Here is a 22230-nt window from a genome sequence, read left to right as displayed (position 1 = left end):
CATAAAACCACCGGTGTCACGCTGTTTTGTGAGATGCTATCCAACAGTTTCGCCGAAAAAACCGGTTACCGAACCAGCAACATTTTCCGGGTTTGAACAGCGGTTTCCGATTGCAGCCGGTAAAAATAAATTCCCGATGCAGCGATATTTCCGGCGTCATCCCGCCCATCCCAAACAACGGCATTGGCACCGGCAGGCTGGATCGTGTTCACCAGTGTCCGCAGCTCGCGCCCGCTATTGTCAAAAATTTTGATCGATAAATGCATATTCTGCGGTAAGGCATAACGGATCGTGGTTTCCGGATTGAAGGGGTTCGGATAATTTTGTTTCAGTTCAAAATTCTCAATCCGGGATTCGTCCGGCGCATCGACACCGGTTGGCGTCAAAATAATCATCCGCACAGCAACAGGATTTAGCTGGGTGTTGATGCAATCACCGCCCAAAAATTTATCATCGTTGACATACAACGTATCGCCAGTGGAGCTGGCGGTAATGCCGTTCGGAAGGGAAAATGTGGCTTCCAGCGCCGGACCGTCCGCGTTGCCGCGAATTCCGCTGCCGGCCAAAAGGCTCACCTCGCCGTCCAAAGTCACTTCATAAATCTGGTTGGCACAGCGGGCAACCACATACAATCTGCCATTCGCAAACGTCAGGTGACCGTTGTTATTTCCGGGAATCGTGGCCAGTTCACTCACCGCGCCGGCGGGCGTTATTTTGATAACTTTCCCGTCGCTGAAATTGCAGGTGTAGAGATTTCCGGCATCATCCATCGTTAATCCGTTGGGGCACCACAACAGCGAATCGCTGACAAAAACACTCGTGACACCATCCGGCGTAATTTTGGTGATGCGTGCCGGCGATGGCGCACAGTTGGTCACGTAAACGGTGTCGCCCGCGCCAACCACCAATCCAACCGGTGAAAAAATCTGGGTTGTTGCAAAATTGCTGACCACACCGCCGGACGTAATTTTGCTCACCTTGTTTAAGGCAATACTCGACTGAAATAAATTCCCTGGGAATCGAAATCATTCCCCGATGCGCCCAACAACCCGTTTGCAAAAACCGAATAATTGCCATTGGGTGACACTTTGTAAACGGTTGTTCCTGTTGCAGTTGAGAGCAAATTTCCAAAATCTGCCACATAAATAAATCCTCGCTATCCACCGAAATGCCACCGCTGGCATTTAGCGATGCCACCAATGTTTCTACCCGTTGCGCGCTCGCTACCGTCGCTATAAACACAACAACTACCGCCGCTTTATAAATGGTTTTACAATTCATTTGTTTACTCCCTGTCAAATATTTGGATTGAAATTTATGGCGGCGAGTAAAGGTAGAAAAGTTTCGCGGTGCTGTCGCTTCATTTGCGGCGAATGGGACAAACAGATTGCTTTGGCGGATGATTTTATTAAAATTTGTGACGATTTGGCTTCGATTGTTAACCGCAAAAATCGCGAAGGAGATATTCTTTCAGAAATCAATGCTTTGTTAATTTGCGAATAACATTGTTGAAAGCCCGGAGATTCCTGCCTTCGCAGGAATGACATACCCTCGGTCATTCTTGCGAAGACACTTTCATTTTTGCAGAAACGAAGCGTCGTTACAACTACAAAAATTAGCCGTACGAACAACACTATTGCATGTCTTGCAGCGATTTCCGGTCTGCCAGAAATTGTGACGGGGTCAATCCGGTGTGTTTTTTGAAGATCCGGTTAAACGATGATTTGCTGCTGAAACCGGCATCCATCGCAATTGCAAGCAATGTGTAATCGCTGTTTTCCTGATCGAGCATACGTGCCTGCACTTCCTTCACGCGAAAATTGTTCACAAAATCGTGGAAGGATTGCCCGATTTCGCGATTCAATATTTCCGTCAAATAGCGGGTGGAAATACCCATTTTCATTGCCAGATCAGAATATTTCAGGTCGGGATCGAGAAACGGTTTTTCCGATGCCATCAGTTGCACCAATTGTGCGGCATATTGTTTTGCCTGCGCACCGTTGATCCCACTGCCATTTCGTTTTGGGAGTAACTTTTCCGGAAAAAGCACCTCCGGGCGAATGATGCCCAGATACGCCACACCATACAAAATTAATGAAAAAATCGCCAGCGGAATTTGGGTCCATTCCGTCACCATTTCGCCGTAAACAAAGTAGTAAATACACATAACAAAATCAGAAATTGCAAAGAGGGCGATCAATCCGACAAAAATTTTCAACCAGTGAAAGTGCGCGGGAGCAACGCCGCCGGCTGTGTTTTCCTGTCTCGCGGGATATTGCCAAATGGTTTTGAGGATGAATCCGCTATACAAAAACAGTTGAACGGGGTTCATCAAATTGAACAAAAAGTTATACATCGTGCCACCGGGCGGTTGCAACACTCCCGTCCAAAACTGGATTTTGATTTCTGCCGGAAGACTGTAAAACGGGAACAATTTGTAGATAATCAGAAAAAACGGGAGAAGATGCAACATATGCCACCAGCACCAGCGAACCGGCTTGGCAAGCAAGTATCGAACATATAAATACGAGAGCGGCGCAAACAAATACCACAGCGGTACGCCGTAATACAGCAGATGCGGACACTCGTAAAACAGACCGGCTTTGCTCATAAAAATATCGCTTAAGTAGATGGAAAACAACAGCATTAGCAAAGCCAGCAACCGGTTTGCGGTTCGGCTACCTTTGGCTACCGAAAACAAAATAACGGCCAGAAAATAGCCCTGCACAGCAGCGCAGGCGTAAAAAACGGACCAGACATTGAGTTGAATTGTCATGATTTTCGCAAAACACCGTTTAGGGTTTTTTGGGCAGGCGGCGCTTTAAAAAGTAGCGCATTTCGCGTAAAATTACAATTGTTTTACGGGTAAATTTTCCAGGATGTTTTGAGAAAAATGAGAGCGGTAATTTGAACCCAATGAATAACTGATACCATTAGTTGATCGAAAAACAATAATTGTTAATTTTCCGCCAGCTTAATCAGTTTCAATTGCTTGATTTATATTGTATAATAGAAAAGCGGGGTGCGGCATTCTTCAATGTGCAACTTTTATCACCATGTATCGTTGAAAATTGACCTAAAAATTGGCAAAAACCGGAGGTACTATAGATGGAACAGGAAAGAAAATGGGTTAAGATCGGCCCCTTTTCCGGCATTATTGTTGCGGAAATGATTGCAGATGTTTTAAAATCAGAGGAAATTCCCTGTTTGTTGAAAAAAAACTGGCTCGGTTCCGCGTTTGGCGAATCCGGCTTCAACACGTCCAATGAGCAACCCTATATTTTGGTTGACGAAAATTATCTGGAAGCCGCGCAAGATATCGCCGAAAACATTTCCGGCGAATACGAAGAACCGGAAACCGACGAAGCAGACGATTCCGAATAATCAGCACTGCGCCCTCTCGAAAAGATTTTTAATTGTATTCCGAAAAAAAATTCTGTATCATTTCGGCTATTCAATTTGATGTGCCGTTCGCACTTCGGCTAACCGAAACCGATAACCTTTGGTAAAATTTAATATGTCGCATCCTTCGTATACATTGGTCAAACAATCGAAAATTCCGGAAATTAACGGTATTGCCTACAGGTATCGCCACAACAAAACCGGCGCCGAAGTCCTCTCCATTGTCAACGATGATGAAAACAAGGTGTTTAGCGTTGCGTTCCCCACTTTGCCGGAAAATGCCAACGGAGTGGCACATATTCTGGAGCACTCCGTGCTGTGCGGATCACGAAAATATCCTGTAAAAGAGCCGTTTGTGGAACTGCTGAAAGGCTCGATGTATACTTTTTTAAACGCGTTGACCTATCCGGATAAAACGGTGTATCCCGTTGCCAGCACCAATCAACAGGATTTTTACAACTTGGTGGATGTGTATCTCGATGCCGTGTTTTTCCCGAACATTTCGCCGGAAATTTTGAAACAGGAAGGCTGGCATTACGAAATGGAAAACGCCGAATCGCCGTTGAGTTTCAAAGGCGTGGTGTTCAACGAGATGAAAGGCGCGTACTCATCGCCGGAACGTGCCATTTATTTTGGCAGCCGACGCTCTATTTTTCCCGACGGGCTGTATGCAGTCGATTCCGGCGGTGATCCGAAGGAAATTCCCTCACTCAACTATGAATATTTCAAAAAATTTCACGAAACGTATTATCATCCGTCCAACGCGTTTGTTTATTTTTATGGCGATGATGCGCCAGATAAACGGCTCGAAATGCTCGATGAATATTTGTCCCAATTTGAGCCGCAACCGGTAAACCGGGAAATTCCGCTGCAGCCGCGCTTCGAATCGCCGCGAACGGAAAAGCTGGTTTACATCGCCCCGCAGGACACGGATATTTCCAAAAAATCGATTGTCACCATCAACTGGCTACTGGATGAAACGCTGGTGCTAACCGAACGGTTGCGTTTCAGCCTGCTCGATCAGGTTTTGATTGGCAACCCTGCATCGCCATTGTGGAAAGCGCTGATCGACTCCGGTTTAGGCGACGATTTGTCCGGGCACGGTCTTTCCGGCAGTTTAAGGGAAATGTATTTCACTACCGGCTTGCGCGGCATTTACCCGGAAGATGCGGAAAAAGTGGAAAAAGTTATCTTCGATTCGCTGCGGCAAATCGTGCGGGAAGGCTTGTCGCAAAACACGATCGAAGCTGCGATGAACACCATGGAATTTCGCCTGCGGGAAAACAATACCGGTTCAACGCCACGCGGGCTTTCGCTGATGAGCAGGATTTTGTCACCGTGGATTTTTGGCGCCGATCCCATCGAAATGCTCGGTTTTGAAAACGTCCTTTCCGCTGTGAAAGCAGATTTGGCAGCAAATCCGCGCATGTTCGAAAAAATGATCCAGAAATATTTGATCGAAAATACCCATCGCACCCGAGTGTTGCTGGTGCCCGATCCGCAACTGGCGGATCGCGAAGCAGCCGAGGAAACGGCACATTTGAACAAAATTGCCGCAGCATTATCCGACGATAATCGCAATAAAATTATCAACGAAACCCATTTGTTGCGCGACATGCAAAACCGGCAAGATTCTCCGGAAGACCTCGCCAAAATCCCCCGGCTGAAACTGTCGGATCTCAAACAAAAACACACGCCGCTGCCCATCGACATTCTTGAATCGGGCAAACAAACAATGTTGTATCACAATTTGTTTACCAGCGGCATTTTGTATTTTACGGTCGGCTTCGATTTGCGGCAAATTCCCGAACGACTGCTCCCCTACCTCCCGTTATTCGGTCGGTCGATGTTGGAAATGGGCACAAAAAATGAAGATTTTGTCACGCTTTCCGAACGGATCGGGCGCGACACCGGTGGCATTTCGCAATCGCCGATTGCCTACACACCCAAAAATTCGCGGGAAACCTCAGCCTGGCTGATGTTCGACGGCAAAACCACTGCGGCGCAAACCGGAAAATTGCTGGATCTGCTGCGCGATGTGTTGCTGCTGCCCAATTTCGACAACCGGGATCGCTTCCGGCAAATGGCGCTGGATGCCCGTTCCGGAATGGAAAGCGCCCTCACAAACAGCGGACACGGCACGGTGATGCGCCGGCTAAGTGCCTGTTTTACACAATCCGGGCGCTTTAACGAAAAAATCGGCGGACTGAGCCAACTCATATTTTTACGTGATTTGGTTACGCGGATCGAAAGCGATTGGGATAGCGTTGTCGCCGATCTCCGGGCGTTTCACGATGCGCTAATCAATCGCGATGCGCTGATTTGCAACGCCACCATCGACGCGGATCACTGGCGGGAAATAGAGCCGCAAATCCGGGCATTTATCAACGATCTGCCCCAAAAGCCGGTCCACCGGGAACCGTGGACAACCGAACTGTTAACCGGATTTGAAGGGCTGAGTATCCCCGCGAAAATCAATTTTGTCGGAAAAGCCGCCAATATTTTTGATAGCGGTTACACTTTTCACGGCTCGGCGCTGGTTGCCAACAAATTGTTGCGCACCGGCTGGCTGTGGAATCGCGTTCGGGTTCAGGGCGGCGCGTATGGGGCGATGTGTCAGTTTAACCGGCGTTCCGGCATTATCACGATGTTATCGTATCGCGATCCTAACCATCTGAAAACATTGGAGATATTTGACCAATGCAGCGAATTTTTGCGCGGTGCGCGGATCAATACGGATGAGCTTACAAAAAGCATTATTGGCGTTATCGGCGATTTTGACAGCTACGAATTGCCCGACGAAAAAGGCAATACGGCAATGATGCGCTACCTCATCGGCGAATCGGACGACGATTTGCAAAAATTACGCGACGAAATTTTGTCCACCACTCCGGCGGATTTTGCGGCGTATGCCGCAGCGCTGGACTATTTCCGGGATAACGGCATCGTTGCCATTGCCGGAAACGAATCGTCACTGCAGGAAATAAATCGTCAAAAACCGGATTATCTGAATATTATTAATGTGTTGTAACCGAGGGCAAAACCGCCGCAAATGGGCTATCTGATCATCATCATTTTTTCTCTGCTGATGTCGTTTTTCTTCTCCGGAACGGAAACAGCATTTGTCTCGCTGAACAAGGTTCGGGTGGAATTATGGCGCCGTCAAAATGAACGCATTGCCGCAATTATCCTCCCTTTTTTGGAAAAACCGGAAAAATTCCTCTATTCCACACTGATCGGGAATAACATTTTCAACGTTGCTTTTGCGACGCTGGCAACTATTTATTTTAACAAATTCATCGATCCGGAATGGACATGGTTAAGCATTGTTTTTCTTACGCTTATCATTGGTGAAATTTTACCGAAAACCATCTTCCGCAGCCTTGCGGACTGGGTGATCAAATACGTTTCGTATCCGCTCCATTTTTTTTATTACCTGTTTTTGCCAATGATTGCAATTATCAGTAAAATTTCTGAATCACTGATGTTTTTTGCCGGGTTTCGCAATCACGAAGTGCAGCGTTTTTTCTCTGATCAGGATATCGAAATTTTGCTGCACGAAAGCGAGAGCATCGCCGAATATGTGACGCCGCGCGGAGCTGAGTATCTGCGGCGCGCGCTCGGCTTCCGCAATCTGCGGGTGCGCGAAGCGATTATTCCGCGTGCGGAAATGATCGCGGTTGAAGACACTATTTCGTTGGACGAACTGTACCGGCATTTCACAAAAAGCGGACACACCAAATTGCCAGTATATCACGACAATCTGGATCAGATTGTCGGCGTAGTTTTTCTGAAAGACCTGTTCCAGAATCCGCCGGATCTCCAATCGATCATCCGCGAAGTGATGTTTGTGCCGGATACCAAACGCTGCTCACAACTGCTCACCATTTTCAAACAGAATAATATTTCCATCGCGATTGTGTTTGACGAATACGGCGGCACTGCGGGGATGGTCACCACAACCAACCTCGTCAGCGAGCTTTTTGGCGATATCGATGTAGAATTTTCGCCGAAAGAATTGATGATCCGCAAGTTGAGCCACAACGCATGGATGATCAACGCGCGCATCGAAATTGATGACCTCAACGAATCGCTAAACACCAAAATACCCGACGGTGATTACGAAACACTGGCGGGATATTTGTTGGTAAAAATCGGACACATCCCCAAAATTAACGAACAAATAGAAATTGATGATTACCGGTTTATTGTGATCAGCGCCAGCCGGCGACGCATCCAGCATGTAAAAATGATTCGGCTGGGAACCACAAATCCCAAAGACTAAAACGTCTTTACTTTTTCATAGAAATGGCTTATATTTATAAGCTTATGGGATTTTTAACAATGGTTCATAACTGCGAACAAATACAGCGGCTGCAACAGATGAACACACAATTTCAATTGCAGCAGAAATCGATAATAAATTCATGATCCCCTGCCATTTATCCGGTGACAGGGTTATTTTTTTTTAAGAATTGCAGTATGATCCGGTGTGAAATTGAATGACGCGCAACGTTAAACTGATTGTTGAATACGACGGAACAGCTTATTTCGGCTGGCAATACCAGGTTGCAATGCCTACGGTTCAGGATGTGCTGGAAAAAGCGATCCACAAACTAACCGGCGAAACTGTGCGGGTTACGGCAGCCGGCAGAACCGATACCGGTGTTCATGCGCGAGGGCAAGTGGTCAATTTCCCACTAACCCGTGATTTGCCGGTATACAACATTAAAATGGGATTAAACGCCCATTTGCCGGATGATGTGGTTGTGAAATCCGCAGAAATTGTCAGCGCAACATTTAACGCCCGTTTTGATGCAACCGCGAGAGTGTATCAATATTTTTTGACGAATGAAATATCCGCGCTGCACCGCAATTATTGCTGGCAAGTGTTTCAACCGATGAATACGGAGGTTTTTGCGGAACTTGCCGCAATGCTAACCGGCGATCACGATTTTGGCGCATTTTGCCGGGTGGAAACGGATACGGAACACAAAAGATGTATCATTTCCGAATCTTTTTGGCGGCAGGAAAACGGGTTTTGGATTTATCGCGTAACAGCCAATCGCTTTTTGCACGGCATGGTGCGAACGCTGGTCGGCACGATGGTCGATGTTGCCAAAGGGCGTTTCAGCGTTGCCGATTTTCAGGAAATATTTCAATCCTGCGATCGGACAACCGCAGGTCCGGCGGCACCGGCAAAAGGGTTGGTTCTTGAGGAAGTTGTTTATTAACAAGATGATAAATACAAATCAACAAATGAATATTTTGCTCAGGAAACGGCAAATGTTTCTGGATGGACATTCAACCATAAAACGAGAAAATCCGGAAAAAAAATTCCGGCAGCTTCCGTTTTTCGCAACTGTGGATCAGCTTTTTGTTTTGCATGTTAATCATCCCGTCGCTGAGTTGCCAAAGTGTTAAACAGGAATCTGAACAAGATACAACTGGCTCTCCTGCAGCCACCGTTTCCGAACCCCAACCGATCTCAATTTCCACAGAAAATTTGTATTTGTCCCGGCAAAATGCGATCACCCGTGCGGTTGCAACCGTCAGTCCGGCGGTTGTGGGCATCAATGTTAAACAAGTGCAGCGGTTTCAACGACGTGAGCCGTTGAGCCTGTTTTTTCCGGAATTTTATCGCAACCGGATGAGCGAAAGAGAAGTTGAATCGCTGGGCTCCGGTTTTTTTATTTCTGCGGATGGTTTTATTGTCACCAACGAACACGTTGTAAGCAATGCCCGGGAAATCTTAATTACCACAACCGACGGCCAGCATCTTAACGCAAAACTGGTCGGTTCGGATCGCGCAACGGATATCGCCCTTTTGAAAGTGGATGGCGACGGATTTCCGTTTATCCCGTTTGGCAAATCGGATGATTTAATGGTCGGTGAATGGGTGATTGCTTTTGGCAACCCGTTCGGACTGGTAGCGTTGAACGACCAGCCGACTGTGACGGTCGGTGTCATCAGCGCGGTGGATCGCGACTGGGGCAGAACCAACGAAGGTGCACTGTATCTGGATATGATACAAACGGATGCGGCAATTAACCACGGCAACAGCGGCGGGCCATTGGTAAATGCGTTGGGGCAAGTTATTGGAATGAATACATTTATCTATACCGGAAATCAACATGAATCGGGTTCCATCGGTATCGGTTTTGCCATTCCGATCGACCGGATTCAAAATATTGTATCAGAAATTCGTGAAAACGGCGGGGTCGACCGGAATATCTGGTTAGGCATCGATCAGGTGGTCAGCCTCAATCAGCGGATCATTCGTGCACTCAACCTTTCCATCAACTACGGCGCAATCATTACTGCGATTGAAAAATCAAGTCCGGCAGATCGCGGCGGGTTGACGGAATACGATGTGATCACCGGGTTGAACGGCCAAAGCGTTACCAGCCGCGAAGATTTCATCCAGAAGCTACGCAATACGGATCTGAAGGTTGGCACAGTGCTGCAATTCACCGTTAACCGCGATGGCAATGAAAAAAATTTTACCGTAAAACTTGAACAAAACCCGAGAATACGATGATTGATCGTTATACACTCCCGGAGATCGGGCAAATTTGGGAAGATGAAAATCGCTTTCGCATCTGGCTGGATATAGAGATTGCCGCATGCGAAGCACAAGCCAAACTGGGCCGGATTCCCGAATCTGCCGTCACCGAAATCCGCGAAAAAGCCAATTTCAACGTTCAGCGAATTCTGGAAATTGAGGCGGAAATTCATCACGATGTGATTGCATTTTTGACCAATGTTTCGGAATATGTTGGCGAATCATCACGGTTTGTGCATTACGGCATGACTTCGTCCGATGTGCTGGATACGGCGCTTTCCATCCAGATGAAACAGGCCGGCGAGCTGATTCTCAATAAATTAGATGCAGTGCTGGAAGTCCTGAAAAAACAAGCTGTTCGCTACAAAAACACGGTGATGGTCGGACGCTCGCACGGTGTGCACGCAGAGCCGTTAACTTACGGATTTAAACTGGCTGTGTGGTATGGCGAGATGCTGCGAAACCGGGAACGGATGCTCAGCGCAATCCGTACGATTTCGGTCGGGAAAATTTCCGGAGCGGTTGGCACGTTTGCCCATATGGATTCGTTTGTGGAAGAATATGTTTGCGAAAAACTGGGATTGACGCCGGCAGAAATTTCCACCCAGGTGCTGCAACGCGACCGGCATGCGGAATATGTTGCTGCGCTTTCCGTTGTTGCCGCAACGCTGGAAAAAATCGCGCTGGAAATTCGCCACCTGCAACGCACCGAAGTGCTCGAAGTGGAAGAGCCGTTCGGCTCAAAGCAAAAAGGCTCATCGGCGATGCCGCATAAAAAGAACCCGATTATTTCCGAACGCATTTGCGGAATGGCGCGACTCATTCGCGGCAATCTGGTGGCTGCGTTGGAAAATGTGGCACTTTGGCATGAACGCGATATTTCCCATTCATCTGTGGAGCGGGTAATTTTGCCAGATTCCACAATTACGTTATATTACATGCTCGAAAAAACCCGTCATCTGCTGGATGGGATGGTTGTAAATGCGGACAATATGCGCCGTAATCTGGATGCAGGACGCGGATTGGTTTTTTCACAATCCATTTTACTGGCATTGGTGGACAAAGGCATCACCCGCGAGGCAGCGTACCGGATGGTGCAACGCAACGCGCTGAATTTGTATCACAATAACACCACTTTGCTGGATGAATTATTAAAAGACGATGAAATTCTCAAATACCTAACTAAAAACGAACTAAAATCAATTTGCAACCTTGAAAATCGTTTAAAAAATATCGACGTGCCTTTTAAAAGGCTGGGGTTGATTGAATAACCGGAGGAATTACTGTGGAAATTAAAGATTTGTTAGTCGACGACGGCGGGAAAAAAATTTATGCCACCAATCAGGCGGACCAGGTGTTGGTCGCATTTAATGATGGCGGAAAAAAGAAAGATGCTTCAGAAATTGCAATGCTGAATAACGAGGTTAACACCTATTTTTTTGAGTATCTCGAAAGTTACAACGTTCCCACTTATTTTAATCGCAGATCAGATGACAAAAGTTTTACCGCACGTAAAATTGAAGATATCCCGATCATCATTTCGGTATATAATGTTGCATCCAAATCCCTCGCAGACCGCTTTGGGCTGGATGAAGGGAAAGTGCTGGAATTCCCGGTTGTGGAATTGTATTTTAAGGATGCCGACAAAAAACATCCGATGATCAACGAGTATCACGCATATGCGCTGGGCATTTGCGAACGAAAAGACATGACCAGCATCATGCGCATTGCCACAAAAGTAAACGCTGTGCTGAAATCTTTTTTCGATCGCAAACAATTGAAGCTGATCAATTTTACGCTGCAATTTGGCAGAGCCAACAACCAGATCCTGTTGAGCGACGAATTGACATTGGATACCATTAATTTATGGGGATTGAAGGAAGACGGTTCTTTCGAAAAATTTTCCGAAGGAAAAGACAAAGACCTCAAAGCCTATAAATCCATTAAAGAACGTATTTTAGGCGGCGCCTGATCGCCGGATTTAAGCAAAGGAGAACACCTTGTTCGCCAGAGATGGACTTGGCATTATTATCGGTACAATCATTGTTTTTCTGGTTAGCGTGGTTGTGTGGTATTTTTTTCCACACCCCGTTTCATTGACGACGAGCATCGTTTTGGGCATTTTGTCTGTGTTTAATATGTATTTTTTTCGCGATCCGGATCGCAATGTGCCCCGAAATCCGTTGGCCGTCATTGCACCGGCAGATGGCAAAATTGTCACGATTCAAAAGGTTCACGAAACGGAGTATTTCAAAAAAAATACTCATCAGATCAGCATTTTTCTGTCTGTTTTCAATGTGCATGTTAACCGCATGCCCATTTCCGGGCATGTGGATTATCTCGCATATCGCACCGGGAAATTTTTAGCGGCGTTCAAAGAAGCCGCATCTTCGCAAAATGAGCAAACGGCAATCGGTGTGAAAAATGAGTACGGTCATCAGGTGCTGTTCAAACAAATTGCCGGATTGATTGCCAGAAGGATCATTTGTAATCTCCGTGAAGGCGACTGGAAAAACGCTGGCGAACGAATGGGGCTGATCCGCTATGGTAGCCGGGTGGATATTTTTCTGCCCATCAATGCCAAAGTTTTGGTCAAAACCGGACAAACCGTGCGCTGCGGCGAAACCATTTTGGCAACTTTCCCCAACGAAGGTGATCTTCAGACAGAAGCAAAAACCATTGTTGAGCTGCCAAAAACAGAAGTATCTTAAATTCATATTTTATCTGAATTTAGTTAAATAACCCAGGAGTTAAATTGCGAGTAAATGCCAGTATAGTGCCAGGTTTTTTTACCATGGCAAACATGTTTTGCGGCTATTATTCCACAATTTTATCTGCAACCGCATATGGCTCCGGTGCAGGCGAAAACCGCTTTGTGACAGCTGCTTGGCTGATCATTGCTGCTGCCGTTCTCGATGTTCTGGACGGCAAATTGGCGCGGCTCACCGACAGCGCATCCGATTTTGGCGTTCAGTACGATTCGCTGGCGGATGTTATTTCTTTTGGCTTAGCGCCATCGACGCTGGCATATTATACTTTTTTTTATCAATGGGGTACTTTGGGTCTGTTAGCCAGCTTTACACCACTGGTATTCGGCTCCATTCGGTTGGCGCGCTTTAACGTCCAATCCAAAGGATTTCACAAAGATCATTTCAGCGGATTGCCAATTCCGGCTGCTGCGGTTACGATTTGCACTTTTGTGTTGTTTAATCTGGAAATGTGGAACCAACTGCGCTGGTCGAAAGTGTTTTTCGCGCTGATTTTGATGGTCGGATTGTTAATGATCAGCAACATTCGTTACGAAATGATGCCCAATTTCAAATTGGGTCACGGTTTTGCAAATTCATTGAAAATATTTCTGGTTGTCTTTTGTGTCATTGGAATTGTTTTTTATCCCCATAGCTTATTTTTTCCGCTTTCGGTAATGTATATTTTGTCCGGACTTTTGAATGCCGCCATCAAAGCCATCAAAAAGAATGGGCAGCAACCAACAGAATCAGAGGATATATCGAAATGAAGATAGCCGTTAAAGTTCGCCTGAAACCCAGCATTCTCGATACGCAGGGCAAAGCGGTTCACAACGCGCTGATCCACCTTGGCTTTGATCAATTGGAAGATGTTCGCATCGGTAAATGGATTGAACTGAATGTTGCGGACGGCACATCCCGCGAAGCTGCCGAAGAAATGGCTCGCGAAGCCGGACGCAAACTGCTCGCCAACCCGGTGATCGAAGATTTTGAACTGGTTTATCTGGAGGATTGATTGTGAAAAGCGCTGTGATAGTTTTTCCCGGCTCCAATTGTGATAGCGATATGCTGCACGCGCTGCAATTGATGGGACATCAGGCTGAGTTTGTCTGGCATAAAACTGCCGATCTGAGCGGTTACGATTTTGTTGCGCTGCCGGGCGGATTTTCATACGGCGATTATTTGCGCTCCGGTGCGATTGCCAAATTTTCGCCGATTATGCGCGCTGTTTCCGATTTTGCGAAATCAGGCAAACCGGTTATCGGCGTTTGCAACGGGTTTCAAATTCTGGTGGAAACCGGATTGCTTCCCGGCGCTTTGCTGCGGAACAGTGGTTTGCGGTTTGTTTGCAAATATGTGTATTTGCGAAATGAAAATCAGTCTACCCGGTTTTCCCAAAAAATTCCCAAAAACCATGCGTTGAAAATTCCCATTGCACACGGTGAAGGTCATTATTTTGCCGATGCCGATACGCACAAATCCTTGCAGGATAACAATCAGATCGTTTTCCGCTACGTGAACAGCGAAAATGAGATCAGCGAAACTGCAAATCCCAACGGATCAGTAGATAATATCGCCGGCGTTATCAACAAACAGGGCAACGTGCTGGGCATGATGCCCCACCCGGAACGTGCGATGGAAAAAATTCTGGGCTCCGAAGACGGACGCTACATTTTTGAATCTATAACAGCTTAACGGAAAATTGATATGCGAAGAAGAGGCCTGGGATATTATGCATTACTGTTGGTTATGGGCAGTGTTGTCGGTAGTGTTATCGGCGATGCCATAAATGCGGTATTACCCGAAAGTGTGGTGAAACAATTTTTTCTGCGCCATTTGGTGGATTTCAGTTTTGGACCGGCAACCGTTAATTTGAATGTGGTTAGTTTTACGCTCGGTTTTTCACTGAACATCAATATTATTGGCGTTTTGGGCATCGTGATCATCGCCTATCTGTTACGCTGGATGGACTAAAGGATCACTTTTTCTACAAAAAATTATGATTTATCTTGAACAGAATGTAAATTCTAGAGTTCACTGTTAATCGTCAAACTTCAAGTTTGACCGTTTTTTAGGGGAAATTTCATTCGTTAATTAAGGAGGCAAATTATGCCGTTCAACATGGGTGCTGGAGAACTTGTCGTCATCTTTTTGTTGGTGGTGTTGCTTTTCGGTGCCAAAAGATTGCCGGAGCTTGCAAAATCGCTGGGTCGATCGATACAGGAATTTAAACATGCAACCAAGGGTCTAAAGGACGAATTCGATTTGGATAAAATTGATGACCGTCCCCGGCAAACCCCGCCGCCGCCGAGAGCTTCAGAACCTCAGAACACGGAATCGCGTCAGCAGGAAAATTCCTGAGCGAATACCATTCAGGTCCAATCTACAAACCTCGACAATAATCCAATTATTATAAATCGGCCGGTTATCAAACGCCGGCCGATTTGTTTAGAAACCACATTATTTCATGCTTTGAATAATGCGTTTACATAGGGAGCAGTTATCTTGGAGTCTGCGATTTCAAAACACAGCCGCTTTGTTCAGGGTGAATTTTTACTCAGCGATGAAATTGAGAAATATCTTCAATCAATTGAAACCCACAAACATTTGAACGCTTTTATTTTTGTTGATGCCGAAAAAGCGCGCCAACGCGCCCGGGAGATCGACCAAAAACGGGCTGCCGGAGCGCCGCTCGGTGCACTCGCCGGTGTAGTAATTGCGTTAAAAGACAACCTTTGTATCAAAGATGAGCCGGTAACTTGCGCATCCAATATTCTCGAAAAATATGTTTCGCCGTATGACGCAACGGTTGTTCAAAAAATTTTGGATGCGGATGGATTGATCATCGGGAAAACCAATCTGGATGAATTTGCGATGGGCTCATCCACCGAAAATTCGGCCTTTGGTCCGGCACACCATCCGCTGAAACCGGATTTTGTTTGCGGCGGCTCCAGCGGCGGTTCGGCGGTTGCAGTGGCAACCGGAATGGCTGATCTCGCGTTGGGCAGCGATACCGGCGGTTCGGTTCGCCAACCTGCTGCGTTTTGCGGCGTTGTAGGATTAAAACCAACGTATGGCAGGGTTTCGCGGTTCGGGCTGGTTGCCTATGCCTCATCACTCGACCAAATCGGCACTTTCGGGCGCAGCGTTGCGGATGCCGCAATGTTGCTGAAAGTAATTGCCGGCGTTGATCCGAATGATTCAACATCTGCCAATCGCCCCGTTCCCGATTATTTGACGGATATTTCAGCAAACAGAAAAGCACCGCTGACCATCGGTATTCCCGGGCAATTTTTTCAGGATGGGCTGGATCCCGAAATCAGCAAACGGATTTCCAATATAATCGACGAATTGAAAAAACGCGGATTTCAAACCAAACCGGTTGATCTCCCGTTGACGGAATATGCGATTGCAACGTATTACATTATTGCAACGGCGGAGGCATCGTCCAATCTTTCCCGGTATGACGGCGTGCGCTACGGTCACCGGTCAGAAAAAGCCACTGATCTGGAATCGATGTATGTTCACTCCCGCAGCGAGGGTTTCGGGACGGAGGTAAAACGGCGGATTATGCTGGGCACATACGTGTTGTCTTCCGGATATTACGATGCCTATTACAAAAAAGGAATGCAGGTTCGGCGGCTCATCAAAGCAGAATATGATAAAGCCTTTGCCGAAGTGGATGTGCTGCTCACCCCTACAACGCCGACAACCGCGTTCAAAATTGGCGAAAAAACCGCCGATCCGCTGCAAATGTATTTATCTGATATTTATACAGTTACAGCAAATTTATCTGGCATTTGCGCGATGTCCGTTCCCGCCGGAACGGATGTTTCCGGCATGCCCATCGGCGTGCAAATTTTTGCCAACACATTTGACGAAACAACACTGTTGACATTCGGGAGCCAGGTGGAGGAGATTGCAAATGACATTTGAAGCCGTGATTGGATTGGAAGTTCACGCGCAATTGCTGACAGAATCCAAAATTTTCAGCGCATCCAGCGCAACATTCGGCGGCGAAGCCAACAGTAAAACCGATCCCGTTATTTTGGGGCTTCCCGGAGTGCTGCCGGTGCTCAATCGCCGTGCGGTTGAGTTTGCCATTCGGATGGGATTGGCGACAAACTGCACTATTGCGAAATATAGTCAATTTGCCCGGAAACATTATTTTTATCCCGATTTGCCAAAAGGTTACCAGATTTCGCAATATGAATTCCCGATTTGCAGCGCGGGGTTTGTGCCCATCGAGGTTGATGGTGTGAAAAAAAATATTCGCCTCAACCGGATTCACCTTGAGGAAGATGCGGGCAAATCCATCCACGATCCGGCGCTGGCCGGACACGATACGCTGGTGGACCTCAACCGCAGCGGCGTTCCGCTGATCGAAATCGTCACAGAGCCCGATATTCAATCGCCGGAAGAAGCGTATGCCTATCTCACGGCTATCAAACAATTGGTAACCTATCTCGAAATTTGCGACGGAAATATGGAAGAAGGCAGCCTCCGTTGCGATGCCAACGTTTCCATTCGCCGGAAAGGCGATAAAAATCTCGGTGTAAAAACCGAGGTAAAAAATATGAATTCCTTCCGCAATGTGGAACGGGCGCTGATTTACGAAATCAACCGGCAAATACAAATTGTCGAAAGTGGCGGAACCATCGTTCAGGAAACGCTGTTGTGGGATGCCAACGCCAACGTTGCCCGGTCGATGCGCAGCAAAGAGGAAGCGCACGATTACCGCTACTTTCCCGACCCCGATTTGACGCCGCTGATTGTTTCCGATGAATGGATTGCGGACATCAAAGCAGGTTTGCCGGAATTGCCAAACGCAAAAAAACAACGCTTTGTGAACGATTACGGGTTGCCGGAATACGACGCAGCGCTGATTGCCGACAGCAAATCGCTGGCTGATTTTTACGAAGCAATTGTTGCAGATTGCCCGGATTACAAACTCGCCAGCAATTGGGTGATGACCGAAATTATCCGGGTGTTGAATGAGCAGAAAATTTCGATCGAAAATTACCCTATTCCGGCAAAAAACATTGCGGAATTACTCAATTTGATTCAAAATGATTCGATTTCGTTAAAAATCGCCAAAACGGTGTATGAATTTATGCTCGAATCGGGCAAAACCGCACCGGCGATTATTGATGAAAAAGGACTCTCCCAAATTTCCGATTCCAGCAAAATAGAGCCGATTATCGATGAAATTATTGAAAAAAATCCCAAACAGGTCGAAGAATACAGAGGCGGCAAAGATAAAGTGATCGGTTTTTTTGTCGGGCTGGTGATGAAAGAAACCCGCGGAAAAGCGAATCCCGCAGTTGTAAATCAATTATTAAAAGAGAAATTGAACGGATAGGCGTGTGGAAGGTAAAATTTTAATTATTGAGGATCAGGATTATATTGCGGAATTACTTCGCGATGTTGTAGAACTTTTGGATCAGGAAGCGGTTTTGGCTGGCTCCGGAGAAGCGGCAGAGCAGGCTTTGGCAACACATGCTATCCAATTGGTTATTATGGATTTATCATTACCGGACATCAACGGAATTGACCTTTATAAAAAAATAATTCCCAATTACCCGCATCTGGAAAAACGTATTATTTTTATGTCCGGTTACGAGCCGCAAGATTATTTCGACAATTTTCTGAGAGAAAATTCCGTTCGGTTTATGCCCAAACCATTTATGATAAAAGATTTTCAGGAAATGATCAAAGAATTTATCGATCAATGATCCGGTTGTTTTTTTATTTTAAGACCCTGTTATTATTGTATTTGTGTGGCTTTAAAAATCTTTATACAAACCGGGTCATTATCACAACAGCGATAGCTAACTACCCAAATACTGTAATTTAAATATTGCAAAATAGCTCGAACTCATCTTCAAAAAATCCGAATCTCACAGGTCAAATTGAAATGGCAAAAAACAAAACGCCGGTAAACTATTCCGGTTATCTTCAATTGGATCGCATTTTGGACAGCCAATCGCCAATCAGCGAGCAAGTCGGGAAGCCATCTCACGATGAGATGTTGTTTATCGTTATTCATCAAACGTATGAATTATGGTTTAAACAAATATTGCATGAGCTGGAATCAGTAATTACCATGTTTCGCGAAAAATATGTGGATGAACGCAACATCGGGATTGCGGTTCAGCGGCTGCACCGGATTGTTGAAATTGAAAAAGTGCTGATCGACCAAATTCGCATTCTGGAAACGATGACGGCACTGGATTTTCTCGATTTTCGCGGCTACCTCTCCCCTGCCTCGGGATTTCAGAGCTTCCAATTCCGGATGCTGGAAATCCGGCTCGGGCTGAAAACCGATCAGCGGATTCGCTATAGCCAAACGGCTTATCACGAATTATATGAGAAAACCGAACGCGACGCGCTGATCGAAGCCGAAAATTCTCCATCGCTTTTGGACATGCTGGAAAACTGGCTGGAGCGAACGCCATTTCTGGAATTAAAAGGCTTCAACTTTTTGGATGCCTACAGCAATTCTGTCGAAAAAATGTTGGCAGACGAACGTAAACTCCTTTCAAAACAAAAACTTACAGAAACAGAATTAAAACACCGCGAACAAATGATTCACATGACAGAGCTACATTTTGAAACAATTTTGAATCAAAACCGGCACGATGAACTGGTTCAAAACGGGCGGCGACGCCTGTCTTATAAAGCGATGCTGGCCGGATTGTTTATTAATTTGTATCGCGATCAGCCGATTTTGCACCTCCCGTTCAAATTGCTCGCGGAAATACTGGATGTGGATGAATTGCTATCCACATGGCGCTACCGGCACGCGCTGATGGTGCTGCGAATGCTCGGGCGCAAAACCGGCACCGGCGGTTCCGCCGGCTACAGCTATTTGAAAAATACGGCGGAGAGTCATCGCGTTTTCGCTGATTTATTCAATATTCCGACATTTCTGATTCCACGATCGATGATTCCCGATTTGCCAAAACAGATCGAGAAAAAACTCAGTTTCTATTTTACCCAAACCCAGAAATAACAGAAGGTTAATAGCTTTGAATATTCGATTGGACGGAAAAACCGCAGCGGTTTGCGGCAGCACTCAGGGTATCGGTTTGGCGATTGCAGAATTGTTTGCAGAACTTGGCGCAAATTTGCTGCTGATTGCCCGAAACGCGGACAAACTGCAAAACATATGTGAATCGCTGCCATCATCGGCCCAACAACAGCACACCTTTTTAAGTTGCGATTTTGACGAGCCGGAAAAACTCCGGATTCGGTTGAGTGATTGGCAATCAACAAATCCCCAACCGGTGCATATTTTGGTCAATAATAGTGGTGGTCCGCCAGCCGGAACCGCCATCGACGCTGCAACGAGCGCGTTCGAAACTGCGTTCAATCGCCATTTAATTTGTAACCAAATTCTGGCGACAACTTTCGTAAACGGAATGAAAACAGCCGGTTACGGTAGAATCATCAACATCATTTCGACATCTGTAAAACAGCCGATTCCCGGTTTGGGCGTTTCCAACACCATTCGCGGCGCGGTGGCAAGCTGGGCAAAAACACTTGCCGGTGAGCTGGCGCCATTTGGGATCACCGTAAACAACGTGCTTCCGGGCGCAACCGAGACACAACGGTTGTTCGATATTATTGATAAACATGCGAATTCCGCCGGAATTACTCCGGAGGAAATGGCTGCAAAAATGCGCGAATCGATTCCCGCACGGCGCTTTGCCGAAGCCCACGAGGTTGCCAATGCAGCGGCATTTCTGGCATCGCCGGCTGCGGCGTATATTAATGGCATCAACCTGCCGGTGGATGGCGGCAGAACGGCTTGCCTGTAACCCAAATTTTAACTACTGAAAAACAGATGAAAACAATTGCAAATTACATCAACGGCGAGTTTTGCGCACCGGTTTCCGGGAATTATATCGAAACGTCCAACCCGGCAACCGGGGAAATTTATGCGAAATTACCCGATTCGGATCATCGCGATGTGCAACTGGCTGTCGAAGCCGCCCAAAACGCTTTTCCAGAGTGGCAAAATACGTCTGCACAGGATCGTGCAAAAATGCTCTTTCAAATTGCTCAGCGAATAGAAGATCAACTGGAAGAACTGGCACTTGCAGAAACCAACGACACCGGAAAACCACTGTGGCTTTCGCAAAGTGTTGATATTCCGCGAGCTGCGAGCAATTTCAGATTTTTCGCATCCGGCATTTTACATTTTGCCAGCGAATCGCATATGATGGAAAACACCGCCATCAACTACACTTTGCGCCAGCCGTTGGGTGTTGTGGGTTGCATTTCGCCGTGGAATTTGCCGCTGTATCTGTTCAGTTGGAAAATAGCACCTGCGCTCGCCGCCGGAAATTGCGTGATCGCCAAACCGTCCGAAATCACGCCGATGACGGCATTTTTGCTGGCGCAAATTTGCAATGACATCGAATTACCGCCCGGTGTGCTCAATATTATTCACGGGTTTGGGAATTTTGCCGGAAAATCGATTGTCGAACATCCTGATGTTTCAGCAATTTCATTTACCGGCGGCACCAAAACCGGTCGCGAAATTGCCAAAACAGCCGCACCGATGTTCAAAAAATTATCACTGGAAATGGGCGGAAAAAATCCGGTCATCATTTTTGATGATTGCAATTATGACGACATGCTCGCCACAACCCTGCGGTCGTCATTCACCAATCAGGGGCAAATTTGTTTGTGCGGATCGCGAATATATGTGGAAAACTCGCTTTACGAACGGTTCCGCAACGATTTTGTGGAATACGCCCGTGATCTGGAAATCGGCGATCCGTTAGCCGACGGCACATTGCAGGGTGCGGTTATTTCCGGTGAACATTTGCAGAAAATTAAATCGTATGTGCAGCTTGCCGAAAAAGAAGGCGGCGAAATTTTATGCGGCGGAAATGCCGTTCAGCTGGACGGACGCTGCCGCAATGGCTGGTTTTTTGAACCAACCATCATCGAGGGGCTACCGATCGACTGCCGCGTCAATCAGGAAGAAATATTTGGTCCGGTGGTAACGATCGCACCGTTTGACGATGAAATTGAAGCGCTCCAACTCGCAAACGGCACGCCATACGGGCTTGCCGCAACCATTTGGACAGAAGATTTAACCCGTGCCCACCGATTGTCAAACCAACTAAACTACGGTATTGCATGGGTAAATTGCTGGATGCTGCGTGATTTGCGCACGCCTTTCGGTGGAATGAAACAATCCGGAATGGGTCGCGAGGGCGGTTTTGAGGCGCTGCGCTTTTTCACTGAGCCAAAAAATGTTTGTATCAAAATATAATCATGTCGTAAAATCAAAACGTTTATTTTGCGTAACCGAAGTTTCGCGATCATTCTCCCGAAAGCGGACGTTTCGTAACAGGGCTCCGTGCTGAGCCGCACTTTTAGCCCTAAAATTTTCACTTATTCAAAACCATATTTTTTTAGCCGCCAACCACCATTTTATCACAAAACAGTAACAATTTTTTCTGCATTTGCGCACGCAGCAAAGATTCGTTATTCTTT

The 22230-nt window shown here is 46.6% G+C and carries 22 protein-coding genes; 20 read left to right on the top strand and 2 right to left on the bottom strand.

The window, feature by feature from the left end; translation table 11 throughout:
- Positions 1-65 precede the first annotated feature (65 nt).
- Positions 66-977: a T9SS type A sorting domain-containing protein gene (locus H6629_14555; GenBank protein ID MCB9069017.1), complete on the bottom strand. Its 912-nt coding sequence runs from the start codon at positions 975-977 to the stop codon at positions 66-68.
- A 235-nt stretch (positions 978-1212) separates the two neighbouring features.
- Between H6629_14555 and H6629_14550 the strand changes: the two genes are divergently transcribed.
- Complete coding sequence (locus H6629_14550) at positions 1213-1503, top strand: hypothetical protein (protein ID MCB9069016.1); 291 nt, start codon at positions 1213-1215, stop codon at positions 1501-1503.
- Positions 1504-1633: 130 nt separating this feature from the next.
- Here the strand turns inward: H6629_14550 and H6629_14545 are convergent, their stop codons facing one another.
- Positions 1634-2776, bottom strand: coding sequence for an AraC family transcriptional regulator (locus tag H6629_14545; protein MCB9069015.1), 1143 nt, complete (start codon positions 2774-2776; stop codon positions 1634-1636).
- Positions 2777-3108: 332 nt separating this feature from the next.
- Between H6629_14545 and H6629_14540 the strand changes: the two genes are divergently transcribed.
- From H6629_14540 to H6629_14450, 19 genes are all read left to right on the top strand, one after another.
- The gene (locus tag H6629_14540; GenBank protein ID MCB9069014.1) at positions 3109-3384 is read left to right on the top strand and encodes a DUF2007 domain-containing protein; all 276 of its coding nucleotides are present in this window, start codon (positions 3109-3111) and stop codon (positions 3382-3384) included.
- Between the two features lie 133 nt (positions 3385-3517).
- Positions 3518-6433 carry an insulinase family protein gene (locus tag H6629_14535; protein ID MCB9069013.1) on the top strand — a complete coding sequence of 972 codons (2916 nt, stop codon included), beginning with the start codon at positions 3518-3520 and terminating at the stop codon, positions 6431-6433.
- A 21-nt stretch (positions 6434-6454) separates the two neighbouring features.
- On the top strand, positions 6455-7687 hold the full coding sequence (locus H6629_14530; protein MCB9069012.1) for an HlyC/CorC family transporter: 1233 nt from the start codon (positions 6455-6457) through the stop codon (positions 7685-7687).
- A 217-nt stretch (positions 7688-7904) separates the two neighbouring features.
- A complete protein-coding gene (gene truA, locus H6629_14525; protein MCB9069011.1) occupies positions 7905-8636 on the top strand; it encodes a tRNA pseudouridine(38-40) synthase TruA in 732 nt (243 codons plus the stop codon).
- A gap of 152 nt (positions 8637-8788) precedes the next feature.
- The gene (locus H6629_14520) at positions 8789-9943 is read left to right on the top strand and encodes a trypsin-like peptidase domain-containing protein (protein MCB9069010.1); all 1155 of its coding nucleotides are present in this window, start codon (positions 8789-8791) and stop codon (positions 9941-9943) included.
- Positions 9940-11238 (top strand): adenylosuccinate lyase, encoded by a 1299-nt coding sequence (locus tag H6629_14515; GenBank protein ID MCB9069009.1) that lies wholly within the window; start codon positions 9940-9942, stop codon positions 11236-11238. Before H6629_14520 ends, H6629_14515 begins: the two co-directional genes overlap by 4 nt.
- Before the next feature lie 14 nt (positions 11239-11252).
- Positions 11253-11939 carry a hypothetical protein gene (locus tag H6629_14510; GenBank protein ID MCB9069008.1) on the top strand — a complete coding sequence of 229 codons (687 nt, stop codon included), beginning with the start codon at positions 11253-11255 and terminating at the stop codon, positions 11937-11939.
- Positions 11940-11967: 28 nt separating this feature from the next.
- The gene (locus tag H6629_14505; protein MCB9069007.1) at positions 11968-12678 is read left to right on the top strand and encodes a phosphatidylserine decarboxylase family protein; all 711 of its coding nucleotides are present in this window, start codon (positions 11968-11970) and stop codon (positions 12676-12678) included.
- A gap of 83 nt (positions 12679-12761) precedes the next feature.
- Entirely contained in the window at positions 12762-13484 is a 723-nt protein-coding gene (gene pssA / locus H6629_14500) for a CDP-diacylglycerol--serine O-phosphatidyltransferase (protein ID MCB9069006.1), read from the top strand.
- On the top strand, positions 13481-13729 hold the full coding sequence (gene purS / locus H6629_14495; GenBank protein MCB9069005.1) for a phosphoribosylformylglycinamidine synthase subunit PurS: 249 nt from the start codon (positions 13481-13483) through the stop codon (positions 13727-13729). The genes pssA and purS overlap by 4 nt, the downstream gene beginning before the upstream one ends.
- A gap of 2 nt (positions 13730-13731) precedes the next feature.
- A complete protein-coding gene (gene purQ / locus H6629_14490; GenBank protein ID MCB9069004.1) occupies positions 13732-14409 on the top strand; it encodes a phosphoribosylformylglycinamidine synthase subunit PurQ in 678 nt (225 codons plus the stop codon).
- 12 nt (positions 14410-14421) lie between these two features.
- Entirely contained in the window at positions 14422-14688 is a 267-nt protein-coding gene (locus H6629_14485; GenBank protein MCB9069003.1) for a DUF4321 domain-containing protein, read from the top strand.
- 135 nt (positions 14689-14823) lie between these two features.
- The gene (gene tatA, locus H6629_14480) at positions 14824-15075 is read left to right on the top strand and encodes a twin-arginine translocase TatA/TatE family subunit (protein MCB9069002.1); all 252 of its coding nucleotides are present in this window, start codon (positions 14824-14826) and stop codon (positions 15073-15075) included.
- 156 nt (positions 15076-15231) lie between these two features.
- On the top strand, positions 15232-16650 hold the full coding sequence (gene gatA, locus H6629_14475) for an Asp-tRNA(Asn)/Glu-tRNA(Gln) amidotransferase subunit GatA (GenBank protein ID MCB9069001.1): 1419 nt from the start codon (positions 15232-15234) through the stop codon (positions 16648-16650).
- Entirely contained in the window at positions 16640-18076 is a 1437-nt protein-coding gene (gene gatB / locus H6629_14470; protein ID MCB9069000.1) for an Asp-tRNA(Asn)/Glu-tRNA(Gln) amidotransferase subunit GatB, read from the top strand. The genes gatA and gatB overlap by 11 nt, the downstream gene beginning before the upstream one ends.
- Before the next feature lie 4 nt (positions 18077-18080).
- Entirely contained in the window at positions 18081-18449 is a 369-nt protein-coding gene (locus H6629_14465; GenBank protein MCB9068999.1) for a response regulator, read from the top strand.
- Positions 18450-18631: 182 nt separating this feature from the next.
- A complete protein-coding gene (locus H6629_14460; protein ID MCB9068998.1) occupies positions 18632-19729 on the top strand; it encodes a tryptophan 2,3-dioxygenase in 1098 nt (365 codons plus the stop codon).
- A gap of 16 nt (positions 19730-19745) precedes the next feature.
- Complete coding sequence (locus tag H6629_14455) at positions 19746-20537, top strand: SDR family oxidoreductase (GenBank protein MCB9068997.1); 792 nt, start codon at positions 19746-19748, stop codon at positions 20535-20537.
- Between the two features lie 26 nt (positions 20538-20563).
- Positions 20564-22006 carry an aldehyde dehydrogenase gene (locus H6629_14450; GenBank protein ID MCB9068996.1) on the top strand — a complete coding sequence of 481 codons (1443 nt, stop codon included), beginning with the start codon at positions 20564-20566 and terminating at the stop codon, positions 22004-22006.
- Positions 22007-22230: the final 224 nt, after the last annotated feature.

The sequence above is a fragment of the Calditrichia bacterium genome (genome assembly GCA_020634975.1).
In the GTDB taxonomy this organism is placed as follows: Bacteria; Calditrichota; Calditrichia; order RBG-13-44-9; family J075; genus JACKAQ01.
This window is presented reverse-complemented; position numbering and strand designations above follow the sequence as displayed.

Excerpts from the sequence above, each read along its gene's own strand:
- H6629_14460 (MCB9068998.1), top strand. The coding sequence starts at position 18,632 with ATGGCAAAAAACAAAACGCCGGTAAACTATTCCGGTTATCTTCAATTG.
- truA (MCB9069011.1), top strand. The coding sequence starts at position 7,905 with ATGACGCGCAACGTTAAACTGATTGTTGAATACGACGGAACAGCTTAT.
- tatA (MCB9069002.1), top strand. The coding sequence starts at position 14,824 with ATGCCGTTCAACATGGGTGCTGGAGAACTTGTCGTCATCTTTTTGTTG.
- H6629_14540 (MCB9069014.1), top strand. The coding sequence starts at position 3,109 with ATGGAACAGGAAAGAAAATGGGTTAAGATCGGCCCCTTTTCCGGCATT.
- H6629_14515 (MCB9069009.1), top strand. The coding sequence starts at position 9,940 with ATGATTGATCGTTATACACTCCCGGAGATCGGGCAAATTTGGGAAGAT.
- H6629_14530 (MCB9069012.1), top strand. The coding sequence starts at position 6,455 with ATGGGCTATCTGATCATCATCATTTTTTCTCTGCTGATGTCGTTTTTC.
- H6629_14450 (MCB9068996.1), top strand. The coding sequence starts at position 20,564 with ATGAAAACAATTGCAAATTACATCAACGGCGAGTTTTGCGCACCGGTT.
- H6629_14520 (MCB9069010.1), top strand. The coding sequence starts at position 8,789 with ATGTTAATCATCCCGTCGCTGAGTTGCCAAAGTGTTAAACAGGAATCT.
- purS (MCB9069005.1), top strand. The coding sequence starts at position 13,481 with ATGAAGATAGCCGTTAAAGTTCGCCTGAAACCCAGCATTCTCGATACG.
- pssA (MCB9069006.1), top strand. The coding sequence starts at position 12,762 with ATGGCAAACATGTTTTGCGGCTATTATTCCACAATTTTATCTGCAACC.
- H6629_14485 (MCB9069003.1), top strand. The coding sequence starts at position 14,422 with ATGCGAAGAAGAGGCCTGGGATATTATGCATTACTGTTGGTTATGGGC.
- H6629_14545 (MCB9069015.1), bottom strand. The coding sequence starts at position 2,776 with ATGACAATTCAACTCAATGTCTGGTCCGTTTTTTACGCCTGCGCTGCT.
- gatB (MCB9069000.1), top strand. The coding sequence starts at position 16,640 with ATGACATTTGAAGCCGTGATTGGATTGGAAGTTCACGCGCAATTGCTG.
- H6629_14535 (MCB9069013.1), top strand. The coding sequence starts at position 3,518 with ATGTCGCATCCTTCGTATACATTGGTCAAACAATCGAAAATTCCGGAA.